21 protein-coding genes, 1 pseudogene and 1 riboswitch are annotated in these 22,764 nt (G+C 71.5%); of the genes and pseudogenes, 8 read left to right on the forward strand and 14 right to left on the reverse strand.

Annotated features, from left to right (window positions below; all coding sequences use genetic code 11):
• Positions 1-23 precede the first annotated feature (23 nt).
• Entirely contained in the window at positions 24-236 is a 213-nt protein-coding gene (locus PHZ_RS10475; protein ID WP_012522458.1) for a con-10 family general stress protein, read from the forward strand.
• Here PHZ_RS10475 and egtB read toward each other — a convergent pair.
• Positions 233-2,440 (reverse strand): ergothioneine biosynthesis protein EgtB, encoded by a 2,208-nt coding sequence (gene egtB / locus PHZ_RS10480; RefSeq protein ID WP_012522459.1) that lies wholly within the window; start codon positions 2,438-2,440, stop codon positions 233-235. The genes PHZ_RS10475 and egtB overlap by 4 nt on opposite strands.
• Positions 2,441-2,685: 245 nt before the next feature.
• Between egtB and PHZ_RS10485 the strand changes: the two genes are divergently transcribed.
• Positions 2,686-3,225, forward strand: a complete 540-nt coding sequence (locus PHZ_RS10485) for a sigma-70 family RNA polymerase sigma factor (RefSeq protein WP_012522460.1) — start codon at positions 2,686-2,688, stop codon at positions 3,223-3,225.
• On the opposite strand, the gene PHZ_RS23090 is transcribed toward PHZ_RS10485, so the two are convergent.
• Positions 3,222-3,389: a hypothetical protein gene (locus PHZ_RS23090; RefSeq protein ID WP_183281444.1), complete on the reverse strand. Its 168-nt coding sequence runs from the start codon at positions 3,387-3,389 to the stop codon at positions 3,222-3,224. The two genes, PHZ_RS10485 and PHZ_RS23090, sit on opposite strands and share 4 nt — an antisense overlap.
• A 153-nt stretch (positions 3,390-3,542) precedes the next feature.
• Here PHZ_RS23090 and PHZ_RS10490 point away from each other — a divergent pair, with 153 nt between their 5' ends.
• A complete protein-coding gene (locus PHZ_RS10490; RefSeq protein WP_012522461.1) occupies positions 3,543-4,424 on the forward strand; it encodes a hypothetical protein in 882 nt (293 codons plus the stop codon).
• A gap of 171 nt (positions 4,425-4,595) precedes the next feature.
• On the forward strand, positions 4,596-6,155 hold the full coding sequence (locus PHZ_RS10495) for a long-chain-fatty-acid--CoA ligase (RefSeq protein WP_012522462.1): 1,560 nt from the start codon (positions 4,596-4,598) through the stop codon (positions 6,153-6,155).
• An 8-nt stretch (positions 6,156-6,163) separates the two neighbouring features.
• Here PHZ_RS10495 and PHZ_RS10500 read toward each other — a convergent pair whose 3' ends face one another.
• A complete protein-coding gene (locus PHZ_RS10500) occupies positions 6,164-6,772 on the reverse strand; it encodes a glutathione S-transferase family protein (protein WP_041373425.1) in 609 nt (202 codons plus the stop codon).
• Positions 6,773-6,882: 110 nt separating this feature from the next.
• On the opposite strand from PHZ_RS10500, the gene PHZ_RS10505 reads away from it, so the two are divergent.
• Positions 6,883-7,110, forward strand: a complete 228-nt coding sequence (locus PHZ_RS10505) for a hypothetical protein (protein ID WP_041373426.1) — start codon at positions 6,883-6,885, stop codon at positions 7,108-7,110.
• Here PHZ_RS10505 and PHZ_RS21670 read toward each other — a convergent pair.
• From PHZ_RS21670 to PHZ_RS10525, 4 genes and pseudogenes are all read right to left on the reverse strand, one after another.
• Positions 7,104-7,604, reverse strand: coding sequence for a hypothetical protein (locus tag PHZ_RS21670; RefSeq protein WP_049758206.1), 501 nt, complete (start codon positions 7,602-7,604; stop codon positions 7,104-7,106). The genes PHZ_RS10505 and PHZ_RS21670 overlap by 7 nt on opposite strands.
• Positions 7,605-7,665: 61 nt before the next feature.
• A complete protein-coding gene (locus tag PHZ_RS10515) occupies positions 7,666-9,153 on the reverse strand; it encodes a flavin-containing monooxygenase (protein ID WP_041373427.1) in 1,488 nt (495 codons plus the stop codon).
• A gap of 49 nt (positions 9,154-9,202) precedes the next feature.
• Positions 9,203-9,781 carry a TetR/AcrR family transcriptional regulator gene (locus tag PHZ_RS21675; RefSeq protein WP_012522465.1) on the reverse strand — a complete coding sequence of 193 codons (579 nt, stop codon included), beginning with the start codon at positions 9,779-9,781 and terminating at the stop codon, positions 9,203-9,205.
• A gap of 9 nt (positions 9,782-9,790) precedes the next feature.
• Positions 9,791-10,126, reverse strand: a pseudogene (locus PHZ_RS10525) (DUF4442 domain-containing protein); the annotation flags it as partial.
• A gap of 282 nt (positions 10,127-10,408) precedes the next feature.
• Between PHZ_RS10525 and PHZ_RS10530 the strand changes: the two are divergent.
• Positions 10,409-11,938 (forward strand): flavin-containing monooxygenase, encoded by a 1,530-nt coding sequence (locus tag PHZ_RS10530; RefSeq protein WP_012522467.1) that lies wholly within the window; start codon positions 10,409-10,411, stop codon positions 11,936-11,938.
• Between the two features lie 10 nt (positions 11,939-11,948).
• Here PHZ_RS10530 and PHZ_RS10535 read toward each other — a convergent pair whose 3' ends face one another.
• The 6 genes from PHZ_RS10535 to PHZ_RS10560 form a co-directional block, all read right to left on the reverse strand.
• Complete coding sequence (locus PHZ_RS10535; protein ID WP_012522468.1) at positions 11,949-13,937, reverse strand: M10 family metallopeptidase; 1,989 nt, start codon at positions 13,935-13,937, stop codon at positions 11,949-11,951.
• 97 nt (positions 13,938-14,034) lie between these two features.
• A complete protein-coding gene (locus tag PHZ_RS10540; protein WP_041373429.1) occupies positions 14,035-14,958 on the reverse strand; it encodes a cobalamin-binding protein in 924 nt (307 codons plus the stop codon).
• Positions 14,955-15,500 carry a hypothetical protein gene (locus PHZ_RS21680; RefSeq protein ID WP_049758207.1) on the reverse strand — a complete coding sequence of 182 codons (546 nt, stop codon included), beginning with the start codon at positions 15,498-15,500 and terminating at the stop codon, positions 14,955-14,957. Before PHZ_RS21680 ends, PHZ_RS10540 begins: the two co-directional genes overlap by 4 nt.
• Positions 15,497-17,389, reverse strand: a complete 1,893-nt coding sequence (locus tag PHZ_RS10550; RefSeq protein WP_041373430.1) for a TonB-dependent receptor plug domain-containing protein — start codon at positions 17,387-17,389, stop codon at positions 15,497-15,499. The genes PHZ_RS21680 and PHZ_RS10550 overlap by 4 nt, the downstream gene beginning before the upstream one ends.
• 116 nt (positions 17,390-17,505) lie before the next feature.
• Positions 17,506-17,708, reverse strand: a riboswitch (cobalamin riboswitch).
• Between the two features lie 46 nt (positions 17,709-17,754).
• Positions 17,755-18,108, reverse strand: a complete 354-nt coding sequence (locus tag PHZ_RS10555; RefSeq protein WP_041373431.1) for a DUF6285 domain-containing protein — start codon at positions 18,106-18,108, stop codon at positions 17,755-17,757.
• Complete coding sequence (locus tag PHZ_RS10560; RefSeq protein WP_012522473.1) at positions 18,105-19,097, reverse strand: phosphotransferase family protein; 993 nt, start codon at positions 19,095-19,097, stop codon at positions 18,105-18,107. Before PHZ_RS10560 ends, PHZ_RS10555 begins: the two co-directional genes overlap by 4 nt.
• Positions 19,098-19,213: 116 nt before the next feature.
• Here PHZ_RS10560 and PHZ_RS10565 point away from each other — a divergent pair, with 116 nt between their 5' ends.
• Complete coding sequence (locus PHZ_RS10565) at positions 19,214-20,551, forward strand: acyl-CoA dehydrogenase family protein (RefSeq protein ID WP_012522474.1); 1,338 nt, start codon at positions 19,214-19,216, stop codon at positions 20,549-20,551.
• 3 nt (positions 20,552-20,554) lie between these two features.
• On the opposite strand, the gene PHZ_RS10570 is transcribed toward PHZ_RS10565, so the two are convergent.
• A complete protein-coding gene (locus PHZ_RS10570) occupies positions 20,555-21,967 on the reverse strand; it encodes a Mur ligase domain-containing protein (protein ID WP_012522475.1) in 1,413 nt (470 codons plus the stop codon).
• A 184-nt stretch (positions 21,968-22,151) separates the two neighbouring features.
• Between PHZ_RS10570 and PHZ_RS10575 the strand changes: the two genes are divergently transcribed.
• Entirely contained in the window at positions 22,152-22,637 is a 486-nt protein-coding gene (locus PHZ_RS10575; protein WP_012522476.1) for a GreA/GreB family elongation factor, read from the forward strand.
• Positions 22,638-22,764: the final 127 nt, after the last annotated feature.

Here is a 22,764-nt window from a genome sequence, read left to right on the forward strand (position 1 = left end):
CCCGATTAGGAGAGTTGCCCAAGATGCCAAGCGTTGACTCAGGCAAGCCGCGCGCCCGGCGCGGGTTCGCCGCCATGAACCCCGAACGTCGTCGCGAAATCGCCCGCAAGGGCGGGGCCAGCGTGCCCGGCGAAAAGCGCAGCTTCGCGAAGGACCGCGACCTGGCCGCCTCGGCCGGGCGCAAGGGCGGCGAGGCCTCCCGCGGCGGCGGCCGCTCCCGGGGCCGCGAGAGCTAGGCTCTCAACAGCACCATGGCGAAGGCGGGGTGGGCGGACGCCCACCACCGCTCGAGCCTCCAGCCAGCCGCCGCGGCGAGTTCGCCGAACCCCTCCACGGTGAACTTGTAGGAGTTCTCGGTGTGCAGGGTCTCCCCGGCCGCGAAGCGGAACGTCCGGCCGGCCACGCCGACCGCCTGGTCCTTCAGGCTCATCAGGTGCATCTCGATGCGGCTCTCCGCATCGTTCCAGACCGCGCGGTGCGCGAAGGCGTCAAGGTCGAAGTCGCCGCCCAGTTCGCGGTTGATCCGCGCCAGCAGGTTCTTGTTGAACGCCGCCGTGACGCCGAGCGCGTCGTCATAGGCCGCCACCAGCGTGGCGGCGTCCTTTTTCAGGTCGATCCCCACCAGGAACGCCGCGCCGTCGCCCAGCAGGCGGCGGGCGCCGGCCAGGAACGCCTGGGCCTCCTGCGGCGTGAAGTTGCCAATGGTCGAGCCGGGGAAGAAGCCCACCACCGGCCGGCCCGCGGCGGCCACCGGCAGCTCCAGGGCGCGGGTGAAGTCCTCGCACAGCGGGGCGACGGCCAGCTTCGGATAGTCGGCCCGGATCGCCTTGGCCGCCCCCTCGAGCGCAGAGGCGCTGATGTCGATGGGCGCATAGACGGCCACCTGCGGCGCGGCGTCGAGGACGATGCGGGTCTTCAGGCTGGCGCCGCTGCCGAACTCCACCAGCGCCGCGCCGTCGGGGATCTCGGCGGCGATCTCGCCGGCCGCGCTGCGCAGCAGGGCAAGCTCGGTGCGGGTCGGATAGTACTCGGCGAGCGCGGTGATCGCCTCGAACAGGCGCGAGCCCTCGGCGTCGTAGAAGTATTTGGGCGGGATCGTCTTGCGCGGGCGGGAGAGGCCCGCGACCACATCCGCCTCGAAGCTGTCGTCTTCCGCGACGTCGCGCACGCCGTCGCGCGCCAGGCGCACGCCCGAGAACATCCACCGCTGATGCGGATAGAAGAAGTTGCGGTAGCTGGCCCGGACATGGCCGCCCGGCGTGACGCAGGCGCCGCCGCGCAGGACGAACTGGCCGGCCATGAACTTGCCGTTGTACTCGCCGACAGCGCCCTTGGCCGGCTTGAAGCCCGGATAGGGCGCATAGGCGCTGCGGGTCCATTCCCAGAGGTCGCCGTACATCTGGCGCAGGCCCTCGCCAGCCGGCGCGGGCTGGGCGGTCAGGCGGCCCGATGTCAGGAACTCGCCGTCGTGCCAGGCGTGGGCGGCGGCGTGCTCCCACTCGGCCTCGGTCGGCAGGCGCGCCCCCGCCCAGGCCGCGTAGGCGTCGGCCTCGAAGTAGCTCACGTGGCTGACCGGGGCCGCGGGGTTCACCGGACGCGGGCCCCTGAGGGTCATCTCGGTCCAGCCGTCCTCGCCCTCGCGCCAGTAGAGCGGCGCGCGCCAGCCCTCGGCCTGGACGCGGGCCCAGCCGTCAGAGAGCCAGAACTCGGGCCGGCCGTAGCCGCCGTCGGCCATGAAGGCCAGCCACTCGCCGTTGGTCACCAGCCGGTCGGCGAGGCGGAAGGGCTCGAGCCAGACCTTGTGGCGCGGCGTCTCGTTGTCGAAGGCGAAGCCCGGTCCCGCATGGCCGATCTCGACCAGCCCGCCCTCGAAACCGATCCAGGCCGCAGGCGCGGGCTCCGTCTGCGGGACGCCCTTGGGCGGTGCATAGGCCGGCTGCAGCGGCGAGCCGGCGAACAGGTGCAGGATGTCCATCAGGATCAGCTCCTGATGCTGCTGCTCGTGGGCGAGGCCGAGGTCGAGGAGGTCGGCGTGCGGTCCCGCCCCGCCGGCCAGCAGCCGCGCCATGCCGGCGTCGACGTGGGCGCGGTAGGCCATGACGTCGTCGAACGAGGGCCGGGTCATCAGCCCGCGTTCGGGCCGCGGCTGCCGGGCGCCGACCGCCTCGTAGTAGGAGTTGAACAGATAGCCGAAGCGCGGATCGAACACCCGGTAGCCCGTCAGGTGCGGCGTCAGCAGGAAGGTCTCGAAGAACCAGCTGACGTGCGCCAGGTGCCACTTGGTCGGGCTGGCGTCCGGCATCGACTGGACCTGCATGTCCTCGGGCGTCAGCGAGCGGATCAGCGCCTCGGTCGCCCGGCGGACGGCGCGGTATCTGGCCAGGGCCTCGGAGTCGTCCGCCCGCGGGACGGCCTCGGTGGTCCGGTGGATGTCGCCCATGAAGCTCTCCTCGCCGTCAGGCGGCTGATGTGGGCGCACGGTTGCGCCGCCACAACCGATCCTTGCCGTCATTTGTGAAGCTTCGGGCCCAGCGTCGGCAACGTGACTCAGCCGGCCGAGTTCCAGGATTCTGGCGATTTTCAGGCGCTTAGGTTCCCGGAACGGTTGCCAGGGGGGCGCGTTGAACGGGCCAACCGAGAGCTAGCGCAGCCGGCCCACCGCTCCCCCGGGCCCAAGAGGACAGCATGAGTTCGACGTCCAGTTGGCGGGACGAGGTGGTGGGCATGATCCCGGCGCTGCGGGCGTTCGCCTGGTCCCTCAGCCACAACGGCTCGGACGCCGACGACCTCGTCCAGGACACGCTGATCAAGGCCTGGACCAACCGGGACAAGTTCGAGCCCGGCACCAACCTGCGCGCCTGGCTTTTCACCATCCTGCGGAACACCTACTACACGAGCGTCCTGCGCCGCCGCCGCGAGGTGCGCGACGAGACCGGCGAGTACGCCGGCGGGCTGAGGTCGCCGCCGACCCAGGACTGGAGCGTGGCCATGCGCTCGCTGCAGGCGGCCCTGCAGCAGCTGCCGGCCGAGCACCGCGAGGCGCTGATCCTGGTCGGCGCGGCGGGCCTGTCCTACGAGGAGGCGGCCGAGATCTGCGGCTGCGCGCTCGGCACCATCAAGAGCCGGGTGAACCGCGCACGCGCCCGCCTGCTGAAGATCATGGACGCCGAGGACGCGACCGACGTGATGGCGCTGGAGTCCGCCACCGCCATGGGCACCGCCTAGGCGGACTTCCTGGCCGGCGCCGCGGAGGGCGCTGCGGGCGAGCCCTCGTCCAGCTGTTCGACCACCGAGCGGAGCCGGTCCGGCAGCGGGCGGGCCTGCAGCGCCCGGAACATGCCCTTCAGGCTCGCATCGAGGGCGGCGGCCTTCTCGCGCTTGCGCGTCATCGATCCCACTCCCAGCCGGCCGCATCGCACCGCGGAGCCGCGGCGCGCAAGTGCCCCCCGGCGGCGGCGGGCGCAACCCCGGTGCGACAATGCGGAACAGCCCGGACCCGCCGCCGTTGACCCTGCGAGACCGTATCCGGAGGAGGACCAGACATGGCGGACCGCAACGACTATCGCGGATCGTGGAGCGGCGGCGGCGACGACCGCTGGCGGCGCGGCGACGAGCATCGCCAGGAGCATCGCCGGCGCGAACGCTGGGGCGGGCGCGAGGAGCGCTCGTTCCGGGGCGGCCACGGCGAGGAGGAGCGCGAGCCCTGGCGGCGCGACCGCTACGGCTCCCTGTACGACCAGGACCGGACGAACTACGGCTCGGGCTGGGACCGCGACCGCGGAGACTACGGCCGCGGGCAGGACGACGACCGTCGCCCCCGCGAGGACTACCGGCAGACCTGGCGGCCCGGCGGCGGCGCCCCGTACGGCGACATGGAGCTGAACACCCGCAGCCCCGGCTACGAACAGTTCGGCGCGCCGCACGACTACGCCTACCACCCGCATTCGGAGTTCGATCCCGACTACCTGCACTGGCGGGACGAACAGCTGCGCCTGCACGACCGCGACTACCAGGAATGGCGCCGGCAGCAGCACCAGCAGTACGACGACGAGTACCGCCGCTTCCGCTCCGAACGGCGCGAGGGCTTCGGCCGCTCGTTCCAGGAATGGCGCTCGCAGCGGAACATGACCGGCGGCATGGCCCAGCAGCACATCACGCCCGAGACCCACGACTACGCCCGCCGGACCGCGGCCGGCTTCGGCCACGGCCAGGACCGGCCCTCGGGCAGCCTCGAGCCGCCGGGCGCGCTGACCGGGCGCGCCGGCGCCGGCGGCTCCTCGGCAGGCGGCCCAGCATCCGGCGGCGGCGCTCTTGCGTCGGGGGACACGGAGTTCGGCAAGACCCCGCCCCAGGTGCAGGCCGCCACCGACGGCGACCGGCGCACCGACGAGAAGGACAAGAAGGACGACGAGCGGCGGTCGTAGGCCTTCCTCGCACTGCCCCACCCTGCCCTGCCCGCGCGCCCCCGCCGGCGCGCGGGCTTCCGCCCCGTCAACCAAGGCGGCGGCCCCGATTGGCGGCCAAGATCCGATCCGCTAGCAATTTGTATCGAGCGGGCGGCCACAAGCCCGCCGGGAGACGGAACGCAGCAGGGCATGAGCGAAGACCCCATCAAGCTCCTGACCGACATCCCGTCGGTCCACGCCGCCGCGCGCGGCGACCACGTCGCGGTCGAGTTCGAGGGCCGCCGCCTGACCTACGCCGAGCTCGACCGCCGGTCGGACCAGGTCGCGGGCTTCCTGCAGCAGGCGGGCGTAAGGCCCGGCGACCGCGTCGCCTGGCTCGGGCGCGCCTCGGAGGCCTGGTACGAAGTCTTCTTCGGGACCGCGAAGGCGCGCGCCTGCTTCGCGCCGATCAACTCGCGCCTCGCCCCGCCCGAGATCGCCTTCATCCTGGGCGACTCCGGCGCGGATCTGTTCTTCGTGAGCCCGGAGTTCTTCGCGTGCGCCGAGGCGGTGGTCGCCCAGGTGGACCGGCCGATCCGGCTGATCGGCGTCGGCGGCGAGCGCGACGGCTTCGAGCCCTACGCCGCCCTGCGCGAGGCCGCCCCCGCGCCCGAGCTGACCCGGCCCTCGCCAAGCGACGACGTCCTTCAGCTCTACACCTCCGGCACCACCGGCCTGCCCAAGGGCGTGCGGCTGACGCACGGGGCCTATGCGGCGTTCCTGGAACTACGCCACCAGGTGCCCGGCTTCGCCTACGCGGCCGAGGACACGGTGCTGATCCTGATGCCCCTGTTCCACGTGGCGGGGACGAACATCAGCTTCTCGGGCCTGGCGGCCGGGGCGCGGCTGGTGCTGATGGCCGAGTTCGATCCCGCGGCGGTCCTGCGCGTGATCGCGGCCGAAGGCGTGAACCACGCGTTCATGGCGCCGGTGATGATCAACGTCCTCCTGCAGACGCCGCAGATCGCCGACACCGACTTCTCCAGCATGAAGACCGTCTGCTACGGGGCCTCGCCGATCTCGGAGGCGGTGCTGAAGGCGGCGACCGAGCGGTTCGGCTGCGGCTTCATCCAGTTCTACGGGATGACCGAGACCTGCGGCGCGGGGACCACCCTGGCCCCGGAAGAGCACCGCGGCGAGCTGTTCCGCTCTTGCGGACGGGCCTGGCCGACGCTGGAGGTGCGGGTGGCGGACGAGGCGGGGAACGCCCTTCCCGCCGGCCAGATCGGCGAGATCGAGATTCGCGGGCCGATCCTCATGGCCGGCTACTGGAACCGCCCGGAGGCGACGGCCGAGACCATCCGGCCCGACGGCTGGCTGCGCACCGGCGACGCCGGCTACATGGACGAGGGGGGCTTCTTCTTCGTCCACGACCGGGTGAAGGACATGATCGTCACCGGCGGCGAGAACGTCTATCCGGCCGAGGTGGAGAACGCGATCCTCGGCTGCCCCGGCGTCGCCGACGCGGCGGTGATCGGCGTGCCCGACGAGCGCTGGGGCGAGGCGGTGAAGGCCGTCGTCGTCCCCTCGCCCGGCCAGGAGCCGGACCCGGCGGCGATCATCGCCTGGGTCCGCCAGCGGATCGCGGGGTTCAAGGCCCCGAAGTCGGTGGACTTCATCGAGGCCCTGCCCCGCAACCCGTCCGGCAAGGTGCTGCGCCGCGAGCTGCGCAAGCCCTACTGGGAGGGCCGCGACCGCAACGTCGGCTGAGCCGCCCGCTACGCCGCCGTGCTGGGGCGTTCCTTCACGCGGGCGAACCAGTCGGTCAGCCTGGCGAAAGCCGGATCCAGGGGCTGGCCCACCATGGCGCCGAAGTCGAGGAAGCTGAACAGCAGCACGTCGGCCAGGGTGAAGCGCTCGCCGACGATCCAGGGTCCCTGGAACTGGCCCTCCAGCCACTCGAGCCCGTCGCGGGCGATCGCCTTCAGGCCCGCCGAGGCCTCGGGCAGGCAGCGCATGCGGGCCTCGAACATCGGCAGGCCCTCGCCGAAGCGGAAGCCGTTGGCCATCGGCTCGCAGATCTTCAGGTCGATCCGGCGCGTCCACATGCGGACGATCGCCCGTTCCTGCGGCGTGCGGCCGATCAGCGGCGGCTCGGGCTGCACTTCCTCGAGATACTCGCAGATGGCGGTGATCTCGGTGAGGCAGGTCCCGTCGTCCAGTTCCAAGGCCGGGGTCTGGCCGGCCGGATTGACCTGGAGATAAGGCGCGCGCCGGTTCTCGCCGCCGCGCAGGTCGACCTCCACCGTCTCGAGCTTCAGACCCTTCTCGGCCAGGAACATGCGCACCATGCGCGGGTTGGGTCCGACGGACGTGTAGAGCTTCACCTTATCCCCCCTTTTCACAGCCCCTGCGGCGAGGGGGCTGGTTGACTTAACGAAAAATTAGGCACAGCCGCGTACTAGAATTTCCGATTCGAGCGGCGTATAACGCCGCTATGCACGAGCGCAGTTTCAGACCCGATCTGACGGGCTCGGACGAGAGCCTGGACGATCTCCTCACCCGCCTCAAGGCTCAACTCAGCCGCCCCAAGGCCCCCGGCCGGGACCTGCCGCCCGACGAGGACCATTTCGTCACCTCCCGGTGGCCGCGCGGCGGCGCCGGCGGCGCGGAAGCGCCGCTGCCCAAGCCTGAACGTCCGCCAGCGGACTGCTTCGCCTACTGACGCCGGTTCAGCCGCGCCATCGTGAAGTCGGCCGCCAGGACGCAGCGCACCTGCCCGCGCGGCGCGGCGATGGTCGCCGGCTGGCCGGGGGGGATGTCGAAGTACCAGCCGCCCCTGGCCGTAGTGACCTTCAGCGCCCTGGGCGTGGTGAACTGACAGACCGGATAGGTCGCCGGCGCCCAGCCCGCTCCGTAGCGCAGCGGGCTGCAGCTGACGTGGCCGAACTGCCGGTAGAAGGTCACCCCGTCGTAAACCGTCCCCTTGCGGACCTTCAGCCCCCGCGCCTCGAACTCGGCCTTCGTCAGGGCCGCACAGGGCGGGCCGTCGATGGTCCATTCCCGCTGCAGCGCGAGCGCCGCGTCCCGGCGCTTGAGGTAGGAGCCGGTGTAGACCCACGCCGGAAAGCCCACCGCAGCGACCAGCGCCAGACCGATCACCAGCCTCTGCCCGAGACCGCGCCGCGGCGGACTGCGAACCCCCAGGTCCCTGGTCATGGGCGCCCTCCCGGATTTATAGACTACATGTGTAATCCAAAACCCGGGCGGACGGCAAGGCTCAGGCGGCGAGCTTCGGGCGCTCCTTGGCCTGGCCGGCCGGGTTGGTGAACCGCAGCACGCCGTCGTCGAGCTTGGCGTAGCGCAGGCTCATCAGGTCGAGGGCGTAGTTCTGATAGAGCTTCCACGGCGGCTTGTTCCCCTGCTTGGGGAACCTGGCCATCGCCCGCTGGACGTAGCCCGACGAGAAGTCCAGCCACGGCTCGTGCGTCACGGTGGGATCGTCGTTCACCGGCGTCGCCTGGCGCAGGCCGGTCTTCTTCATGTGGTTCAGGACCCGGCTGACGTACTCGCACGTCAGGTCGCACTTCAGGGTCCAGGAGGCGTTGGTGTAGCCGAAGGCCGAGGCCAGGTTCGGCACGCCCTCGTACATCATGCCCTTGTAGGACAGCGTCTGGGACGCATCGACCTTGCGGCCGTCGACGGTGAGCTCGACGCCGTTCCAGACCTCGAGGACGAGGCCGGTCGCCGAGACGACGACGTCGGCCTCCAGCTCCTGCCCGGACTTCAGGCGGATCCCCGTCTCGGTGAACGTCTCGATATGGTCGGTGACCACCGAGGCGCGGCCCGACTTGATCATCTTGAACATGTCGGAGTCCGGCACCAGGCAGAGGCGCTGGTCCCAGGGATTGTAGCTGGGGGTGAAGTGGGTCTCGATGTCGTAGTCCGGGCCCAGCTCCTGGCGGACCATCTTCAGGATGCGCGCCTTGACCGCCTCGGGCTTCTCGCGGGCCATCTTGAAGAAGTACATGCCAAACAGGACGTTGCGCCAACGGACGATGTCATAGGCGAGCTTGCCCGGCAGCACCTTGCGCAGCCAGTTGGCGAACCGGTCCTCGGCGGGCCGCGAGACCACGTAGGTCGGCGAGCGCTGCAGCATGACGACGTGGGCGGCGTCCTTGGCCATCTCGGGCACCAGGGTGACCGCCGTCGCCCCCGAGCCGATCACCACGACCTTCTTGCCCGTGTAGTCGAGGCCCTCGGGCCACTGCTGGGGATGGACGAAGGCGCCCTTGAAGCGCTCGCGGCCCGGGTATTCGGGCGTGTAGCCGCCCTCGTAGGAATAGTAGCCGCCGCACAGGAACAGGAAGCTGCAGGTGAAGCGGACAGTCTTGCCGGAGTGCTCGGCCTCGACGGTCCAGAGCGCGTCCTCGGTGGACCAGGAGGCCCGCTTGACGAGGTGGCGGAACCGGATGTGACGGTCGATGCCGTGCTCGGCGGCCGTCTCGCGCACGTACCGCAGGATCGAGGGGCCGTCGGCGATCGCCTTGGCCTCGCGCCACGGCTTGAAGGCGTAGCCCAGGGTGTACATGTCGCTGTCCGAGCGGATGCCGGGATAGCGGAACAGGTCCCAGGTCCCGCCCGAGGCGTCGCGGCCCTCGAGGATGACGTAGCTGCGGTCGGGCGCCTCGGTCTGCAGGTGGTAGCCGGCGCCCACGCCGGACAGGCCCGCGCCCACGATCACCACGTCGAAGTGTTCGACAGCCATCTGGATTCCCACCCTTTGAGATTTGCGGCGGAAGATATCTGAACGCCGATCACTTTCCAGCCGAAAAGGGCGCGCCCTCGCTCAGCGCCACGAGGTAGTCCACCAGCGGCTCGGTCCCGGAGGCCCGGATCAGGCCCGAGCGGTAGAGCGCGACCGCGCCGTGCAGCAGGGACCAGATCGCGATGACGCGGTCGCGTCCCTCGGCCCCGCGCGCGCCGCCGGCCAGGGCCTGCAGGCTGAGGGCGATCACCCGGTCGGACGCGGCCTTGAGCGCGGGCGTGGCGGCGATCTGCTTGCGGTCCCGGTCCATCACGAGACCGTAGAGGCCGGGCTCCTCCAGGGCGAAGCGCGCGTAGGCGGCGACGAAGCCCCGCCGGACCTCGCCCCCCTCCCCGATCGCCGCCTCCAGCCGGTCGGCCAGGATCTCGTAGCCGCGCGCCGCCACGGCGTTCAGCAGGCCTTCGCGGCCGCCGAAGGGGCGGTAGAGCGCGCGGTGCGCCACCCCGACCTTCGCCGCGACCTCGCGCATCGACACCGCCTCGGCGCCGCCGGCGCGGACCAGCTCGAAGGCGGCGTCGAGGGCCGCCCGCGCGAGGTCTCCGTGATGGTAGGACGTCTTGGCCGGCACCCGCCCGGCTTAGGTGCGCCGCACGTGCCAGGCAACCGTCATGCCGGCGACGGACTGGCCCTCGGCGTCCTGGATGTCGACGGCGACGTCGAAGGCCACCTTGCCGTCGGCGTCCAGCCGCGCGCGCAGCGCCTCGGCCGGCTCGGCGCAGCGGGCCGTGGCGGTGAGCGCGCCCCGCGCCAGGCGGGAATACTGGATCGAGGCGCCCGAGGCGACGGGCCGGATCTGGCCCAGGCGGTCGGCGAAGGTCCCCACCATGGCCCCGCCCGAGGCGGTCTCGCCCAGGGTGAACAGCGCGCCGGCGTGCATGGTGCCGATGTGGTTGGACACCTCCTCGCGCTGGTCGAGCCGCGCGCGCCTCGCCGGGCTTCACCTCCACCAGTTCGACGCCGGTGTGGGCCGCATAGGGCACGGTGCTCATGGCCATGGGCCTGCCTCCTAAATGTATCCGATGGATACATGGCGGCCACGACAGCGGAGCGCAAGGCCAAGCTCAGAAGTTATCGTTGATCAGTTACCCTTGATCTGGATCAATTGGGGGAACGGCCCGCCGCCCGATGCTGCGGCCGAAGCAGAGCCGCGCCGTCCGAGCGCCGCCGGGACAGGGAACGGGACAGGGAAGACGCCATGAACGATGCCGCCATGCCGAAGGGGCCCGCGACCGCCCTCGAACACTTCGACGTCCTGATCGTGGGCGCCGGGATCTCCGGGATCGGCGGCGCCTACCACCTGAAGCAGCAGTGCCCCGGCAAGAGCTTCGTGGTGCTGGAGACGCTGGAGAGCTTCGGCGGCACCTGGCTGACCCACACGTACCCGGGCATCCGCTCGGACAGCGACCTCTACACCTTCGGCTACCGCTTCAAGCCCTGGGTCGGCCCGCCCATCGCCACGGCGGACGAGATCCTGAAGTACATGGGCGAGGTGATCGAGGAGAACGACCTCTCCCCGCACATCCGCTACCGCCACCGGATCACCAACGCGACCTGGTCCAGCCGCGACAACCTCTGGACCGTCGAGGCCGAGCGCCTCGACACGGGTCAGGCCGTGGCGTTCACCTGCAACTTCCTGTGGATGTGCCAGGGCTACTACCGTCACTCCGAGGGCTACACCCCCGAGTGGCCGGGCATGGCCGACTTCAAGGGCCGCATCGTCCATCCGCAGACCTGGCCGGACGACCTGGACCTTAAGGACAAGAAGGTGGTGGTGATCGGCTCGGGGGCCACGGCGGCGACGCTGGTGCCGGCCATCGCCGACGACTGCGGCCACGTCACCCTGCTGCAGCGCTCGCCGACCTACTTCATCCCCGGCCGCAACGCCAACGAGCTGGCCGACATCCTGCGCGAGCTGAAGATCGACGAGGCCTGGATCCACGAGATCGTCCGCCGCAAGATCCTGCACGACCAGGACCTGTTCACCCGCCGCTCGTTCGAGGAGCCCGAGGCGGTGAAGCAGGAGCTGCTGGCTGGCGTCAGCGCCTTCGTCGGACCCGAGATCACCGAGAAGCACTTCACGCCCTCGTACCGGCCGTGGCGGCAGCGGATCGCGTTCGTGCCGGACGGCGACATCTTCCAGTGCGTGAACCGCGGCAAGGCCTCGGTGGTCACCGACGAGATCGAGCGCTTCACCGAGCAGGGCATCCTGCTGAAGTCCGGCCAGGAGCTGGAGGCGGACATCGTCATCACCGCCACGGGCTTCAACCTGAACGTCCTGGGCGACATCAGCTTCGCGGTCGACGGCAAGCCGCTGAACTTCGCCGACACGGTGACCTATCGGGGGATGATGTTCACGGGCGTGCCGAACCTCGTCTGGGTGTTCGGCTACTTCCGGGCCAGCTGGACGCTGCGGGCGGACCTCGTCGCCGACTTCGTCTGCCGCCTTCTGACCCACATGGACGAGAAGGGCGCGCGGAAGGTCACGGTCGAGCTGAGGCCCGAGGACAAGGACATGCCGCTCTCCGCCTGGATCGACCCGGAGAACTTCAATCCCGGCTACCTGATGCGCGGCATGCACCTCCTGCCCAAGCGCGGCGACAAGCCGGAGTGGCAGCACAGCCAGGACTACTGGCGCGAGAAGGAGGAGCTGCCGCTGATCGACCTGGACGACAGCGCGTTCGTCTACGCGGGGACCAAGGCACGGACGCCCGAGCCGGTCGGCTGAGGCGCTCGCCTCAACCGAACAGGAAGTCCGAGGCGCCGAGGCTGGCGCCCGGCACGCCGAGGAGCGTGATCACCTCGCCCGTCGGCAGCAGGATGGTGGCGCCCGCCGCGCTGGAGCCGATGGTCAGGGCGGCGAAGTCCTCGACCCCGCGCAGCTCGATCCGATCGCCGTCGGCGGCGGAGAAGTCGGCGATGACGTCGTTCCCGGCGTAGCCCGCGACGAAGGCGAAGCGGTCGGCGCCAGCTCCGCCCGACAGCCTGTCGTCGCCGAGATCGCCCCAGATCCAGTCGTCGCCGGCCCCGCCGCTGACGGTGTCGGCGTCCTTGCCGCCGTAGAGCAGGTCCGCGCCCTGCCCGCCCTCGACGACGTCGTCGCCCGGGCCGCCGTGGGCGACGTCGTCGCCGGTCCCCCCGTCGAGGCGATCGGATCCCATGTCGCCGTAGATGGCGTCGTCGCCCTCGTCGCCGAACACGCGGTCGTCGCCCTGGCCGCCGTAGACGGTGTCGGCCGCGCCGTAGCCGTGCAGATAGTCGTCGCCCTGGTTGCCGTGGACCCAGTCCCCCTCGATGGAGCCCAGGACCCAGTCCGCGCCCGCCCCCGCGAAGGTCGTCCCCTCCTGCGACAGCACGACGAAGTCCGAGCCCTCGCCCGGCTGGTCGGTGTGCGTCGGTCCGGGCGGCGGCGGCTCGGGCGGCGGCGGCAGCGCCTTCCAGACGAGGCCCCCGTCCGCTTCGGCGACCAGCTCGTAGCCGGACAGGAGGCCGCCGGTCACGGTGACGGTGAACGAGGCCGCCGCGCCCGCGCCGTCGGGGTCGATGGTGAGGATCTCGCCGGTCAGATCGAAGGTCAGATCGCCGGCCACGGCGCCCTGCGCCACGATCCGGTCGCCCGCCAGGAAGTCGGCGATGACGTCGCCGCCGCCGCCCAGGGTGAAGCGGTCGCTCCCCGCCCCTCCGGACAGGGTGTCGTTCCCGGACCCGCCGACCAGGGTGTCGGCCCCGTCGCCGCCGACGAGGGAATCGTCGCCCGCCCCGCCGGTCAGGGTATTGGCGGCCTGGTTGCCGGTCAGGGTGTCGTCGCCCGACCCGCCGACCGCGTTCTCGATCAGCGAGCGGAGATCGCCCTGGTAGAGGTGAGGATTGGCGACGTTCCCCGAGGGCCGGATGCTCGCATCGCCCGTGTCGAGCACCGCGTACTGGCCGCCAAGGTCGCTCCACTCGCCGGCGCGAAGATCGATGTGAAGATCGGCCGCGTAGCTGGCGAAGTTGTAGGTGTCGGTCCCGCCGCCGTCCCAGACCGCCTGGAAGATCACCGAGGCGCTCGGGTCGAAGGTGTAGGTGGTGTCGCCGGCGTTGGTGGCCCAGTTGGGGCCGTAGAGATGCTGGATCGCGGCGATGTCGCTCGGCATCGGCCCGACGGGATAGCTCCCCGCCTGGAGCGAATAGCCGCCCATCGGGCCGCCGACGTAGCTCCGGTAGCTCATGATCGTCTCGGCCACGGCGTCCACCGCCGAGTCCGCGGCCGGGAAGCCGTTCGGCGTATCGTGCGGGTGCTTCAGCCCGAGCGCGTGGCCGATCTCATGGACGACCGTGAAGTAGTGGTAATTGCCGGGGCTCCAGTCGGGGCCCACGAACATCGAGCCGAACTGCAGGTCGCCGGCCTCGGGCGTCGCGTCGGGGAAGGCGACCACCCGGGCGGTGAACAGCGTGCCGTCGTCGTAGTGGTAGATCCGCAGATCGGCGGCGGCCGACGGCGCGACCTCGGTGAAGGTGACGGCCGCGACCGCCGCCCAGCGGGCCAGCGCCGCCCGCACCGCGGTTTGGCCGGCGGCCTCGAGCACGCCGAAGTAGGTCGGGTCGAGCGGGGTGGCGTAGTCCGCAAGGTCGGCGACGCTCGCCGGAAAGCTGAAGGTAAGGCTGGTCCCGGACCACTTGGAACCGAACAGGAGCCCATCGACGATCGGATCGCCGCTTTGGGGCACGGATACGCCAACGCTCACGAACGCCACTCCAACGCTTACCGGTCACCTGGGGCGCGGAACATGGTCCGCGCCGCCGCCGCGGGTCAACGGCCTAGCTGGCCTCCGGGACGCCGGATCAGGCCGCGCGCAGCCAATCGCGGCCGGCGTGGCCGAAGTCGAAGAGACCCGGATGCAGGATCTCAGCCAGGATTTCGGCGGATTCCACCAGCCGCGGGCCGGGCCGGTTGAAGAAGTGCTGGCCGTCGACGACATAGACCTCGCCGCGCCGAACGGCCGAGAGACGTCGCCACTCCGGACGGACCCGCAGCAGCGCCAGGTCCTTCAGGCCCTGGGGCAGGTGGAAGCCGCAGGGCAGGATGACGATCACCTCGGGGTCGGCGCCGACCAGCGTCTCCCAGGCCAGCCAGGGCGAGTGCACGCCCGGCTGCGCGAACAGGCTCTCGCCGCCTGCGATCCCGACCAGTTCGGGCATCCAGTTGCCACCCGCCATCAGCGGCTCGATCCATTCGATGGCGGCCACCCGGGGCCGGCGGCCCGCCGTGGCGGCCCGGGCCCGGATGGCCTCCAGCCGGGCCTGAAGATCCTCGACCGCGGCCCGGGCGCGGTCCGAAGCGCCCACCGCTTCACCGACCCGCAGCATGTCCCCCCAGACCTCGGACAGGTCGTCCGGCTCCAGTGAGACCAGCGCCGGGCGCGCGCCGGTCCAGTCACGGAGGGCGTCCTCCAAGTCGGCGGGCGTCACGGCGCAGATCGCGCACTGGGTCTGGGTGAGGATGACGTCTGGCCGCAGCGCCCGCAGCCGCGCGGCGTCCACGTCGTACACGGAGACGGCGCGGGTCAGGATCTCCTCCACGCTCAGGTGGATGTCGCGGGAATCGCCATCCAGCCGGACCTTGGTGGAGCTGAGCGCCGGCAAGGCCGCCACCTCGGGCGGGTAGTCGCACTGGTGGGAGCGCCCCACCAGACGGCCGGCCAGGCCCAGCGTCGCCACGATCTCGGTGGCGCTGGGCAGCAGTGAGACGATCCGCTGTGCGCTCACGCGGGCCTCGGGGCGCCGAAGCCGGTCCCGCTCCCGAGGAACCGCCGGGCCAGGGCGTCCGCCGCGAGCAGCACGGCCAGCCAGGCGGCGTTGAGGAGGCCGATCCGGCTGATGACCCCCGGGACGATCTCGCAAGCGCCCTCGACCACCTGCTGCACGCCGAGCACGACCAGCTGGTTGGCCACGAAGGCGGCGACGAAGGCCAGGCCTGCGCGGAACCAGGAGGGACGGCCCGGCAGGCGGACCAGCGTCGCGGCCGCGGCGAGCGTGGAGGCCGCCGCGGCGAGGCCGAGGCCGATCCCCCAGCCGATCGTCGTGCGGTCCACCGGGAAATCGTGCAGGCCGAAGCCGACCGCCTGACCGACCAGCCACACCGCGAGGGTGAGCCCGACGGCGCGCGCCGGCGGCAGCGCGCCCGCCGCCAGCACCGCCACCGCGACGAGCGGCTCCAGGCAGGAGAGCGCGAGACTCCCGACGATCACCGCGCCGAGGAGGCCCGCGGACCACGCGGCCTCCCGCAGCGGGAGAGACTCGGCCCTCATTGGCCCCTCCCCCACTGCACCCGGACGCCGGCGAAGGCGCCGCGCCCCGGCTGCTGGAAGCCCACGGGATTCTCGAACCGCTCGTCGAACAGGTTCTCGACGCGGCCGAACAGAACGACGGCCTCGCTCAGCCGGTACTCGCCGGCCAGGTTCGCGACCGTGTAGCCGTCGGCCTTCAGGCGCGGGACGGTGAAGCTGCGGTCGCCGTCGACCCAGCCGCCCACGTGGACGACCGAGCCCGAGAGCGCGACGCGCTCGGCGGGGGTCCAGGCGGCGCTGAGCGTGGCCCGGTGCTTCGGCCGGCGCAGGAGCGCGAGCCCCGTCGCCCGGTCCTCGGCGTCGACATAGGTGTAGTCGGCCCGGGCGGTCACAGCGGCGGAGAGCCGGAGGGCCGCATAGGCCTCCACGCCCTCGGCGCGGGCCCGGCCGACGTTCTCGTAGGAGGTGAAGGCCGCGTTGGACTGGATCAGGTTGCGGATGGTCTGGCGGAAGTAGGTCGCGCCGACCTCCACCCGACCGCCGAGGGGCTGCTCGAAGCCGACGTCGAAGCCGCGGCTCGTCTCGGGGTCGAGGTCCGGATTGGCGAAGAAGCCGAAGTCCGGGAAGCTGACGAAGAGCTGGGTCAGGCTGGGCGCCTTGAAGCCCGTCCCGTAGCTGGCCTTCAGCCGGGCGCCCGTGGCCGCCAGCTCGTAGACGCCCGCCAGCCGCCAGGTGGCCTCGCCGCCGAACCGGTCGTTGTCGTCGTAGCGGACGCTGGCCGTGAGGTTGAGGTCCCCGGCCGGCTCGAGGTGCAGCTCGGCGAAGGCCGCGCGATTGTCGTTCCGGTAGCGGACGGGCTGGTCCTTCAGCCGCTCGCGTTCGGCCTCGATCCCGGCCACCAGGGCGGCGCCCCGCGGCAGGACCAGGTCGAAGCGCAGGTCGGCCTCGGTGCGATCACCCCTGTTGTAGGTCGGAGCCGCCCCGCCGGGGCCCTGCAGGCGGGTGCGGTAGTCGGCCCGCCCCACGCCGGCGCGGACCTCCAGCCGATCCGGGACGGCGTCGATGCGCGCCTCGCCGCGGGTGACCAGGCTGCGCGCGTCCTGGCGGGACGGCTCGGCGGCCGGGGCGCTGGGGAAGCCCTCATCGCCGGTGAAGCGCAGGTCGCCGTCCGACCATCGGACGGTCCCGTCCAGCTCCAGGCGCGCGGAGGGACGGGCGTTCAGCCGGCCCGACAGCGTCAGGTTCTCGTAGGAATCGGCGTGGCGCGCGCGGCCGGCGGGCAGCAGGGCCAGGGGCGTGGTGTCCGACGCGCCCGTGCGGGCGTGGGCCAGGTCGAAGGCGAAGCCGACCACCCCGGCCTGTCCGGAGACGCCCGCCCCCTGGTCGAAGGTCTCGTGCGCGCCGCCCTCAAGCCGGGCCCGCAGGCGCAGGGGCCCGCCGGGCGGGCGGGTGACGATGTTGACCACCCCGCCGATGGCGTCCGAGCCGTAGAGGCCGCTCTGGGGACCCCGCAGGACTTCGATCCGCTCGATGTCGGAGGTGAGGATCGCGCCGAAGTCGAAGACCCCGCCCTGGCTCGGATCGTTGGCGTCGACGCCGTCGATCAGCACCTTGGTGTGGTTGGCGTTGGCGCCGCGGATGAACACCGACGCGCGGCCGCCGGTCCCGCCGGTCTGGACGACGTTGAGGCCGGGCGAGAGCTGCAGCGCCTCGGGCAGGCTGCGCCACTGGAAGCGCTCGATGTCGTCGCGGCGGATGACGGTGACCGAGCTGCCGACGGCGTCGGCGGGGGTCGGGCGGCGATTGGCGGTCACCACCACGTCGTCGACGGTGGCGGCGTCGGCCCAGGCCGGGCCGGAGATGAGCAGGGTCCCCGCGGCGACGGCGGGGGAAAGAATACGGGAGTTCATGCGCGAACCTCGCGGGACGTGACACGTCACCGCGAATGGAGACCGCCCGGCCGGAGGCGCGGGAGCGCCCTACGGCCGGTCAATCCACATCGGCGCACCCCGTCCGACGCGTTCGCGCGTGACCACGGCTCGTGGCAGGTCTCCTGGCTCGCGGGTCAGGGCCCTCGACCGGCCTTCCCAGGACCTTGCGGTCCCAGTGGCTTTGGGTGGTCGAAGGCTCGCCGCTTACAGTTGCGGGGGCAGCCGCGGCCTTGTGCGCAAGCGCACGCACCGCATTCCCTATTCAGCCCTTTCGGGCGCCACGCCCGGTAAGTGCGCCGCGTCGCGCGGCCGGTCAAGCTGCCGCAGAGGGAGCCGCGGCCGGGCTAGACCTCGTGCCGGTAGCTGGGCTGGTCGATGGCGAGCTGCTCCATCGTGTTCGCCCGCAGCGCCTCCAGGAGGCCCGGCGTGGCGACGTCGAACTCGCCCGACCGGATGCGTTCGCACAGCTCGGCGTTCAGCTCTTCGAAGGGGCCGCCGTGGCCGAGCAGCCCGGCCATGCGCTTCTGGGCGGCGGTCTCGGCATGGGGTCCCTGCTTCAGCTCGCGGGTGACGGCGGCCAGGGCGTTGGCGGCGACGCGGGCGAGGAAGGCGTTGCGCGGATCGAGACCCGGACGGATCTGCTCGATCCAGGCGGCGACGGCCTCGGTCAGCTCCTCGGCTTTCGGATGGGTGATCACAGGCCCTGCTCCAGGAGGACGACGAGGTCGGCTTCGGTTTCGGACACGCGCCGGCCGATCATCGGCCGCTCGACCGACGTCTCGGCCCCGCTGGCCCAGCTCATGTACATCAGCAGGCACATGACGCCCCAGCGGAGCGACCCCAGCATCTGCCAGTAGCGGACCCGCTCCAGCGGCACGGGCCGGCCGCCCGCGGCCTCGTAGCCCGCCAGCAGGTCGGCGTAGTCGCCGAACCCGCCCACCGGGCGGTCGGGTCGGCCGAAGCGCCAGGAGTTGGTGCAGATCCAGCCCATGTCCTCGGCCGGGTCGCCGACGTGGGACAGCTCCCAGTCCAGGACGGCGGCGACGCCCCTCTCGGGGTCGAACATGATGTTGCCGTTCCGGAAGTCGCCGTGCAGCAGCACCGGCTCCACCGGCTCCGGCAGGCGGCGGCGCAGGTACTGGAACGCCAGCTCCAGCACCGGGCGCCTGGCCCCGCTGTCGCGGTAGAGCTGCTCGTAGCGGTCGAGCTCGTCGGCGGCGTTCGAGACGCGCAGGCCGACGTCCGGGACCGGCGTGGCGTGGATGCGGGCCAGCACCTCGCCGCACTGGCGGGCGAGCTTGCCGCGGACCGCATCGAAGCGCGGATCGGAGACGATCTTGCGGCCCAGGGTCTCGCCCGGCACGGCCCCCATGACGTAGGCCTCGCCCAGGCCGTCGGCCACGTCGCACACATGCGCCACCGGCGGGACCAGCGCCCCGCTCGCGCCTGCGGCGCGGATCAGCGCGGCCTCGGCGGCGAGCGGCACCGAGCGGGCGTTCTCGGGGTCGAACGGAACGGTGCGCCGGCGCAGGATCAGGTCCCGGCGGCCGTCCGGCCCCTCCAGGCTGAACGCCCAGGTTTCCATGCTGGCCCCGCCCGACAGGCGGCCGGCCTGGACCACCTTCGTCCCCGCCCCGCCCAGGCGGGCGGCGAGGCTGTCGAGGCGCTCGCGAACGTCCAATTCCATGACCCGACGGAACCTTCCGATTGGTCTAGTCTGCCCCCGATCTGGCGGGGCCGCGGCCGGCTTGTAAATGCCTCCGCAGCGTCAACCCCGCCCAAGAAAGGCGTGAGGAAACGGCCATGGACTTCGACCTGCCCCAGGATCTCGTCGACTACCTCGCCGAGCTGGACGACTTCATCGAACGCGAGATCAGGCCGCTCGAGCAGCAGGACGACAACATCCGCTTCTTCGACCACCGGCGCGAGTACGCCCGCACCGACTGGGAGAACCAGGGCCTGCCGCGCAAGGAGTGGGAGGAGCTGCTGGCCGAGGCGCGGCGCCGCGCCGACGCGGCCGGCCACTTCCGCTACGCCTGGCCCGTCGAGATGGGCGGCAAGGGCGGCAGCCAGCTGGCCATGGCGGTGATCCGCGAGCACCTGGCGGCCAAGGGCCTGGGCCTGCACAACGACCTGCAGAACGAGCACTCGATCGTCGGCAACAACCCGTTCGTGCTGATGTTCAAGAGCTTCGCCACGAACGAACAATACGAGCGCTACGCCGACGCCCTGCTGTCGGGGAAGATGCGCACCGCCTTCGGCCTCACCGAACCCAACCACGGCTCGGACGCCACATTCATGGAGACCCGCGCGGTCCGCGAGCCCCGCGACGGCAAGCCCGGCTGGCGCATCGACGGCGCGAAGATGTGGACGACCGGCATGCACGTGGCGACCCACTGCATGGTCTTCGCGCGCACCTCGGGCAAGGACGGCGACGCGACCGGCATCACCTGCTTCATCGTCCCGACCGACAATCCCGGGATCAACGTCGAGGAGTACCTCTGGACCTTCAACATGCCGACCGACCACCCGCGGGTGTCGATCAGCGACTGCTGGGTGCCGGAGGATTCCTACTGGGGCGAGATCGACCGGGGCCTGGGCCTGGGCCAGAGCTTCGTGCACCAGAACCGGATCCGGCAGGCCGCCTCCTCGCTCGGCGCGGCGGTGTTCTGCATCGAGGAGAGCGTGAAGTACGCGCGCAGCCGCAAGCCGTTCGGCAAGGCGCTGGCCGAGAACCAGGCGATCCAGTGGCCGCTGGTCGAGCTGTCCACCCAGTGCGAGATGCTGCGCCTGCTGATCCGCAAGACCGCCTGGCAGATGGACCGCATGGATCACAAGCAGATCGAGAAGGAGATCTCGGACAAGGTCTCGATGTGCAACTACTGGGCGAACCGGCTGGTCTGCGAGGCGGCCGACCGGGCCATGCAGGTGCATGGCGGCATCGGCTATTCGCGCCACAAGCCCTTCGAGCACATCTACCGCCACCACCGGCGCTACCGGATCACCGAGGGCTCGGAGGAGATCCAGATGCGCAAGGTCGCCGCCTACCTGTTCGGCTACCTCGGCCCCCGGCGGCAGATGTTCAAGGAGATCGAGGCGGGCACGGACTACGTCCAGCCCATCCCCGCCCGGCACGGCTAGCGGTCAGGCCGCGGCGGGCTCGGCATAGAGCTGGTCGAAGACCGGCGGCAGGCTGTCGGGCAGGCCCAGGAGCGGGCCCGAGGAGAGCAGCAGCACGACCTCGTCGCCGGCGAGCCCGCCGAGGGCGGCGGTGGCCTCCTCGGCCGTGCGCACGCCGGCCGCCGGCACGCCGGCCCGCTCGATCCGCGCGAGGATCTCCTCGAAGCTGGACTGCTGGTGGCTGGCCGCCCCGTGGCTGGGCGGCGGGACGACCAGCACCCTGGCCGCCCCCTCGAACACCGTGTCGTACCAGGGCAGCGCCTCGCGGTTGCGCCACGAGAAGGTGTGCGGCTCGAACACCACCGTCAGGGGCCGCGCGGGATAGTGCAGCCGCATCGCCTCGATGGCCGAGCGGGCCTTCTCGTAGGACGAGCCGAAGCCCTCCACGAGCGGGATGCGCGAGGCCGCGGTCAGGCGGTCGAGCCGGCGGCGGATGCCCTGGAAGCTCTCGACGGCGCGGGCGAGCTGGGCCTCGGTCGCTAGGCCGCGCTCCAGCACATAGGCCGCCACGCCGACGATGTTCTCGATGTTGTGCGCGCCCAGCAGGGTCGTGGCGAGCTTCAGCCGGCCGCCGCCCGGGGATCGCAGCGTGAAGCGCGTGACGTCGCCGAACGCCACGTCCTCGGCGCACCAGCCCTCGCAGGGGCCGACGTCGTACCAGACGATGCGGCAGGCGGCCTCGCCCGCGACGGCGCGGATCGCCGGATGGTCGCGCGCCACGAGGAGCCCGTCGGCCGGCAGCAGCCGCAGCAGCTCGCGGAACGGCGCCTCGTAGTCGGCGAACGTCGGGAAGACGTTGACGTGGTCGTGGACCAGCGAGGTCAGCAGCACGTCGCGCGGGTGGTAGAGCACGAACTTCGAGCGGTGGTCGGACGGCCCGACGATGTACTCGTCGCCCTCCAGCACGACCTGTGGAGCGGCGCCCCAGTGGCCGGTGTCCGGAAGCGAGGGCGAGATCGCCCCGATCATCCAGCCGGCGTCGCAGCCCGCCTCGCGCAGCACGTGGGCCAGGAGCGCCGTGCAGGTGGACTTGCCGAACGAGCCGGCGACGACGGTGTTCAGCTTGCCGGCGGTCGCCTCCCCCACCAGCTCGGGGAAGGTGGTCACGCGCACGCCGCGCCGCCGCGCCTCGGCGACCTCGGGATTGTCGTCGCCGCCCAGCTTGGCCGAGGCGCCCAGCACCAGCACGTCCAAATCCCGCGGCAGGTTGGCCGGATCGAAGGCGCGGAAGAAGGGAAAGCCCAGCCCCTCCACGTAGGTGGACATGGGCGGGAAGACGTCCTGGTCCGAGCCCGAGACCTGGTGGCCGGCCTCGCGCATCATCAGGGCCGCGGCGCTCATGCCGGCGCCGGCGATGCCGGTGAAATGGATGCGCATGCGCCCTTCCCTGACGAGACGTCCCAGGACCGCTGGTTAGCCGATCCATCGGCGCCGTCCAGCCCGGCGCGACAATCGGGCGCCCCTCGCGCCTTTTGATGTTTCGCGGCGCCCGCCGACGGCTCGAGCGTTGAGCCTGTCGGACCGCCGCGAGTCGCGCGGCCGTCCGAGGAGAGTAGCACCCATGAGCAGCGCCTTCGTGCGCGAGCTGGACGAACTGCCGCCGGAGAGCCCTCCGGAGCGGGTCGTCAGCCAGCACCCCAACTATGTCACCTCCCGCGGGCTGAAGCTGATCGAGCGCGCCCTCGCCGACCTGGACCAGCGAATCGCCGGCTGCGAGGACGAGGCGCAGATGGCCTGGCTGCGCCGCGACCAGCGCTACTGGGCGGCGCGTCGGGCCAACGCCCAGGTGGTCGAATCGCCCGCCGATCCCGACGAGGTCGCGTTCGGCACGCGGGTGACCTTCCGCAAGGACGGCGGCGCGCCCGAGACCGTCGAACTGGTCGGCGAGGATGAGGCCGAGCCCGCGCAGGGCCGGCTGAGCTGGGTCGCGCCCCTGGCCCGCGCCATGATCGGCGCCATGCCGGGCGAGACGGTGGAGCTGGAGACCCGGACCCCGGCGATTCGGCTCGAGATCCTGGCGGTGGAACCGATCCGCCTGCTCAACTGAGGCGGGCGAAGGCGTTTACCCCCGCTTAACCAAAGCACCGGACCTTGCCCTCGTCTTCCTTGAAGACACCCCACCATCACCGACTAATTCCTGCCCGGCGTCCGCGCCGGGCTTTTTTTCGTCCGCA

The sequence above is a fragment of the Phenylobacterium zucineum HLK1 genome (genome assembly GCF_000017265.1).
In the GTDB taxonomy this organism is placed as follows: domain Bacteria; phylum Pseudomonadota; class Alphaproteobacteria; order Caulobacterales; family Caulobacteraceae; genus Phenylobacterium; species Phenylobacterium zucineum.

Excerpts from the sequence above, each read along its gene's own strand:
- PHZ_RS10570 (WP_012522475.1), bottom strand. The coding sequence starts at position 21,967 with ATGCGCATCCATTTCACCGGCATCGCCGGCGCCGGCATGAGCGCCGCG.
- egtB (WP_012522459.1), bottom strand. The coding sequence starts at position 2,440 with ATGGGCGACATCCACCGGACCACCGAGGCCGTCCCGCGGGCGGACGAC.
- PHZ_RS10560 (WP_012522473.1), bottom strand. The coding sequence starts at position 19,097 with ATGGAATTGGACGTTCGCGAGCGCCTCGACAGCCTCGCCGCCCGCCTG.
- PHZ_RS21680 (WP_049758207.1), bottom strand. The coding sequence starts at position 15,500 with ATGAGGGCCGAGTCTCTCCCGCTGCGGGAGGCCGCGTGGTCCGCGGGC.
- PHZ_RS10475 (WP_012522458.1), top strand. The coding sequence starts at position 24 with ATGCCAAGCGTTGACTCAGGCAAGCCGCGCGCCCGGCGCGGGTTCGCC.
- PHZ_RS10505 (WP_041373426.1), top strand. The coding sequence starts at position 6,883 with ATGCACGAGCGCAGTTTCAGACCCGATCTGACGGGCTCGGACGAGAGC.
- PHZ_RS10530 (WP_012522467.1), top strand. The coding sequence starts at position 10,409 with ATGAACGATGCCGCCATGCCGAAGGGGCCCGCGACCGCCCTCGAACAC.
- PHZ_RS21670 (WP_049758206.1), bottom strand. The coding sequence starts at position 7,604 with ATGACCAGGGACCTGGGGGTTCGCAGTCCGCCGCGGCGCGGTCTCGGG.
- PHZ_RS23090 (WP_183281444.1), bottom strand. The coding sequence starts at position 3,389 with ATGACGCGCAAGCGCGAGAAGGCCGCCGCCCTCGATGCGAGCCTGAAG.
- PHZ_RS10495 (WP_012522462.1), top strand. The coding sequence starts at position 4,596 with ATGAGCGAAGACCCCATCAAGCTCCTGACCGACATCCCGTCGGTCCAC.
- PHZ_RS10490 (WP_012522461.1), top strand. The coding sequence starts at position 3,543 with ATGGCGGACCGCAACGACTATCGCGGATCGTGGAGCGGCGGCGGCGAC.
- PHZ_RS10565 (WP_012522474.1), top strand. The coding sequence starts at position 19,214 with ATGGACTTCGACCTGCCCCAGGATCTCGTCGACTACCTCGCCGAGCTG.
- PHZ_RS10485 (WP_012522460.1), top strand. The coding sequence starts at position 2,686 with ATGAGTTCGACGTCCAGTTGGCGGGACGAGGTGGTGGGCATGATCCCG.
- PHZ_RS10515 (WP_041373427.1), bottom strand. The coding sequence starts at position 9,153 with ATGGCTGTCGAACACTTCGACGTGGTGATCGTGGGCGCGGGCCTGTCC.
- PHZ_RS10550 (WP_041373430.1), bottom strand. The coding sequence starts at position 17,389 with ATGAACTCCCGTATTCTTTCCCCCGCCGTCGCCGCGGGGACCCTGCTC.
- PHZ_RS10575 (WP_012522476.1), top strand. The coding sequence starts at position 22,152 with ATGAGCAGCGCCTTCGTGCGCGAGCTGGACGAACTGCCGCCGGAGAGC.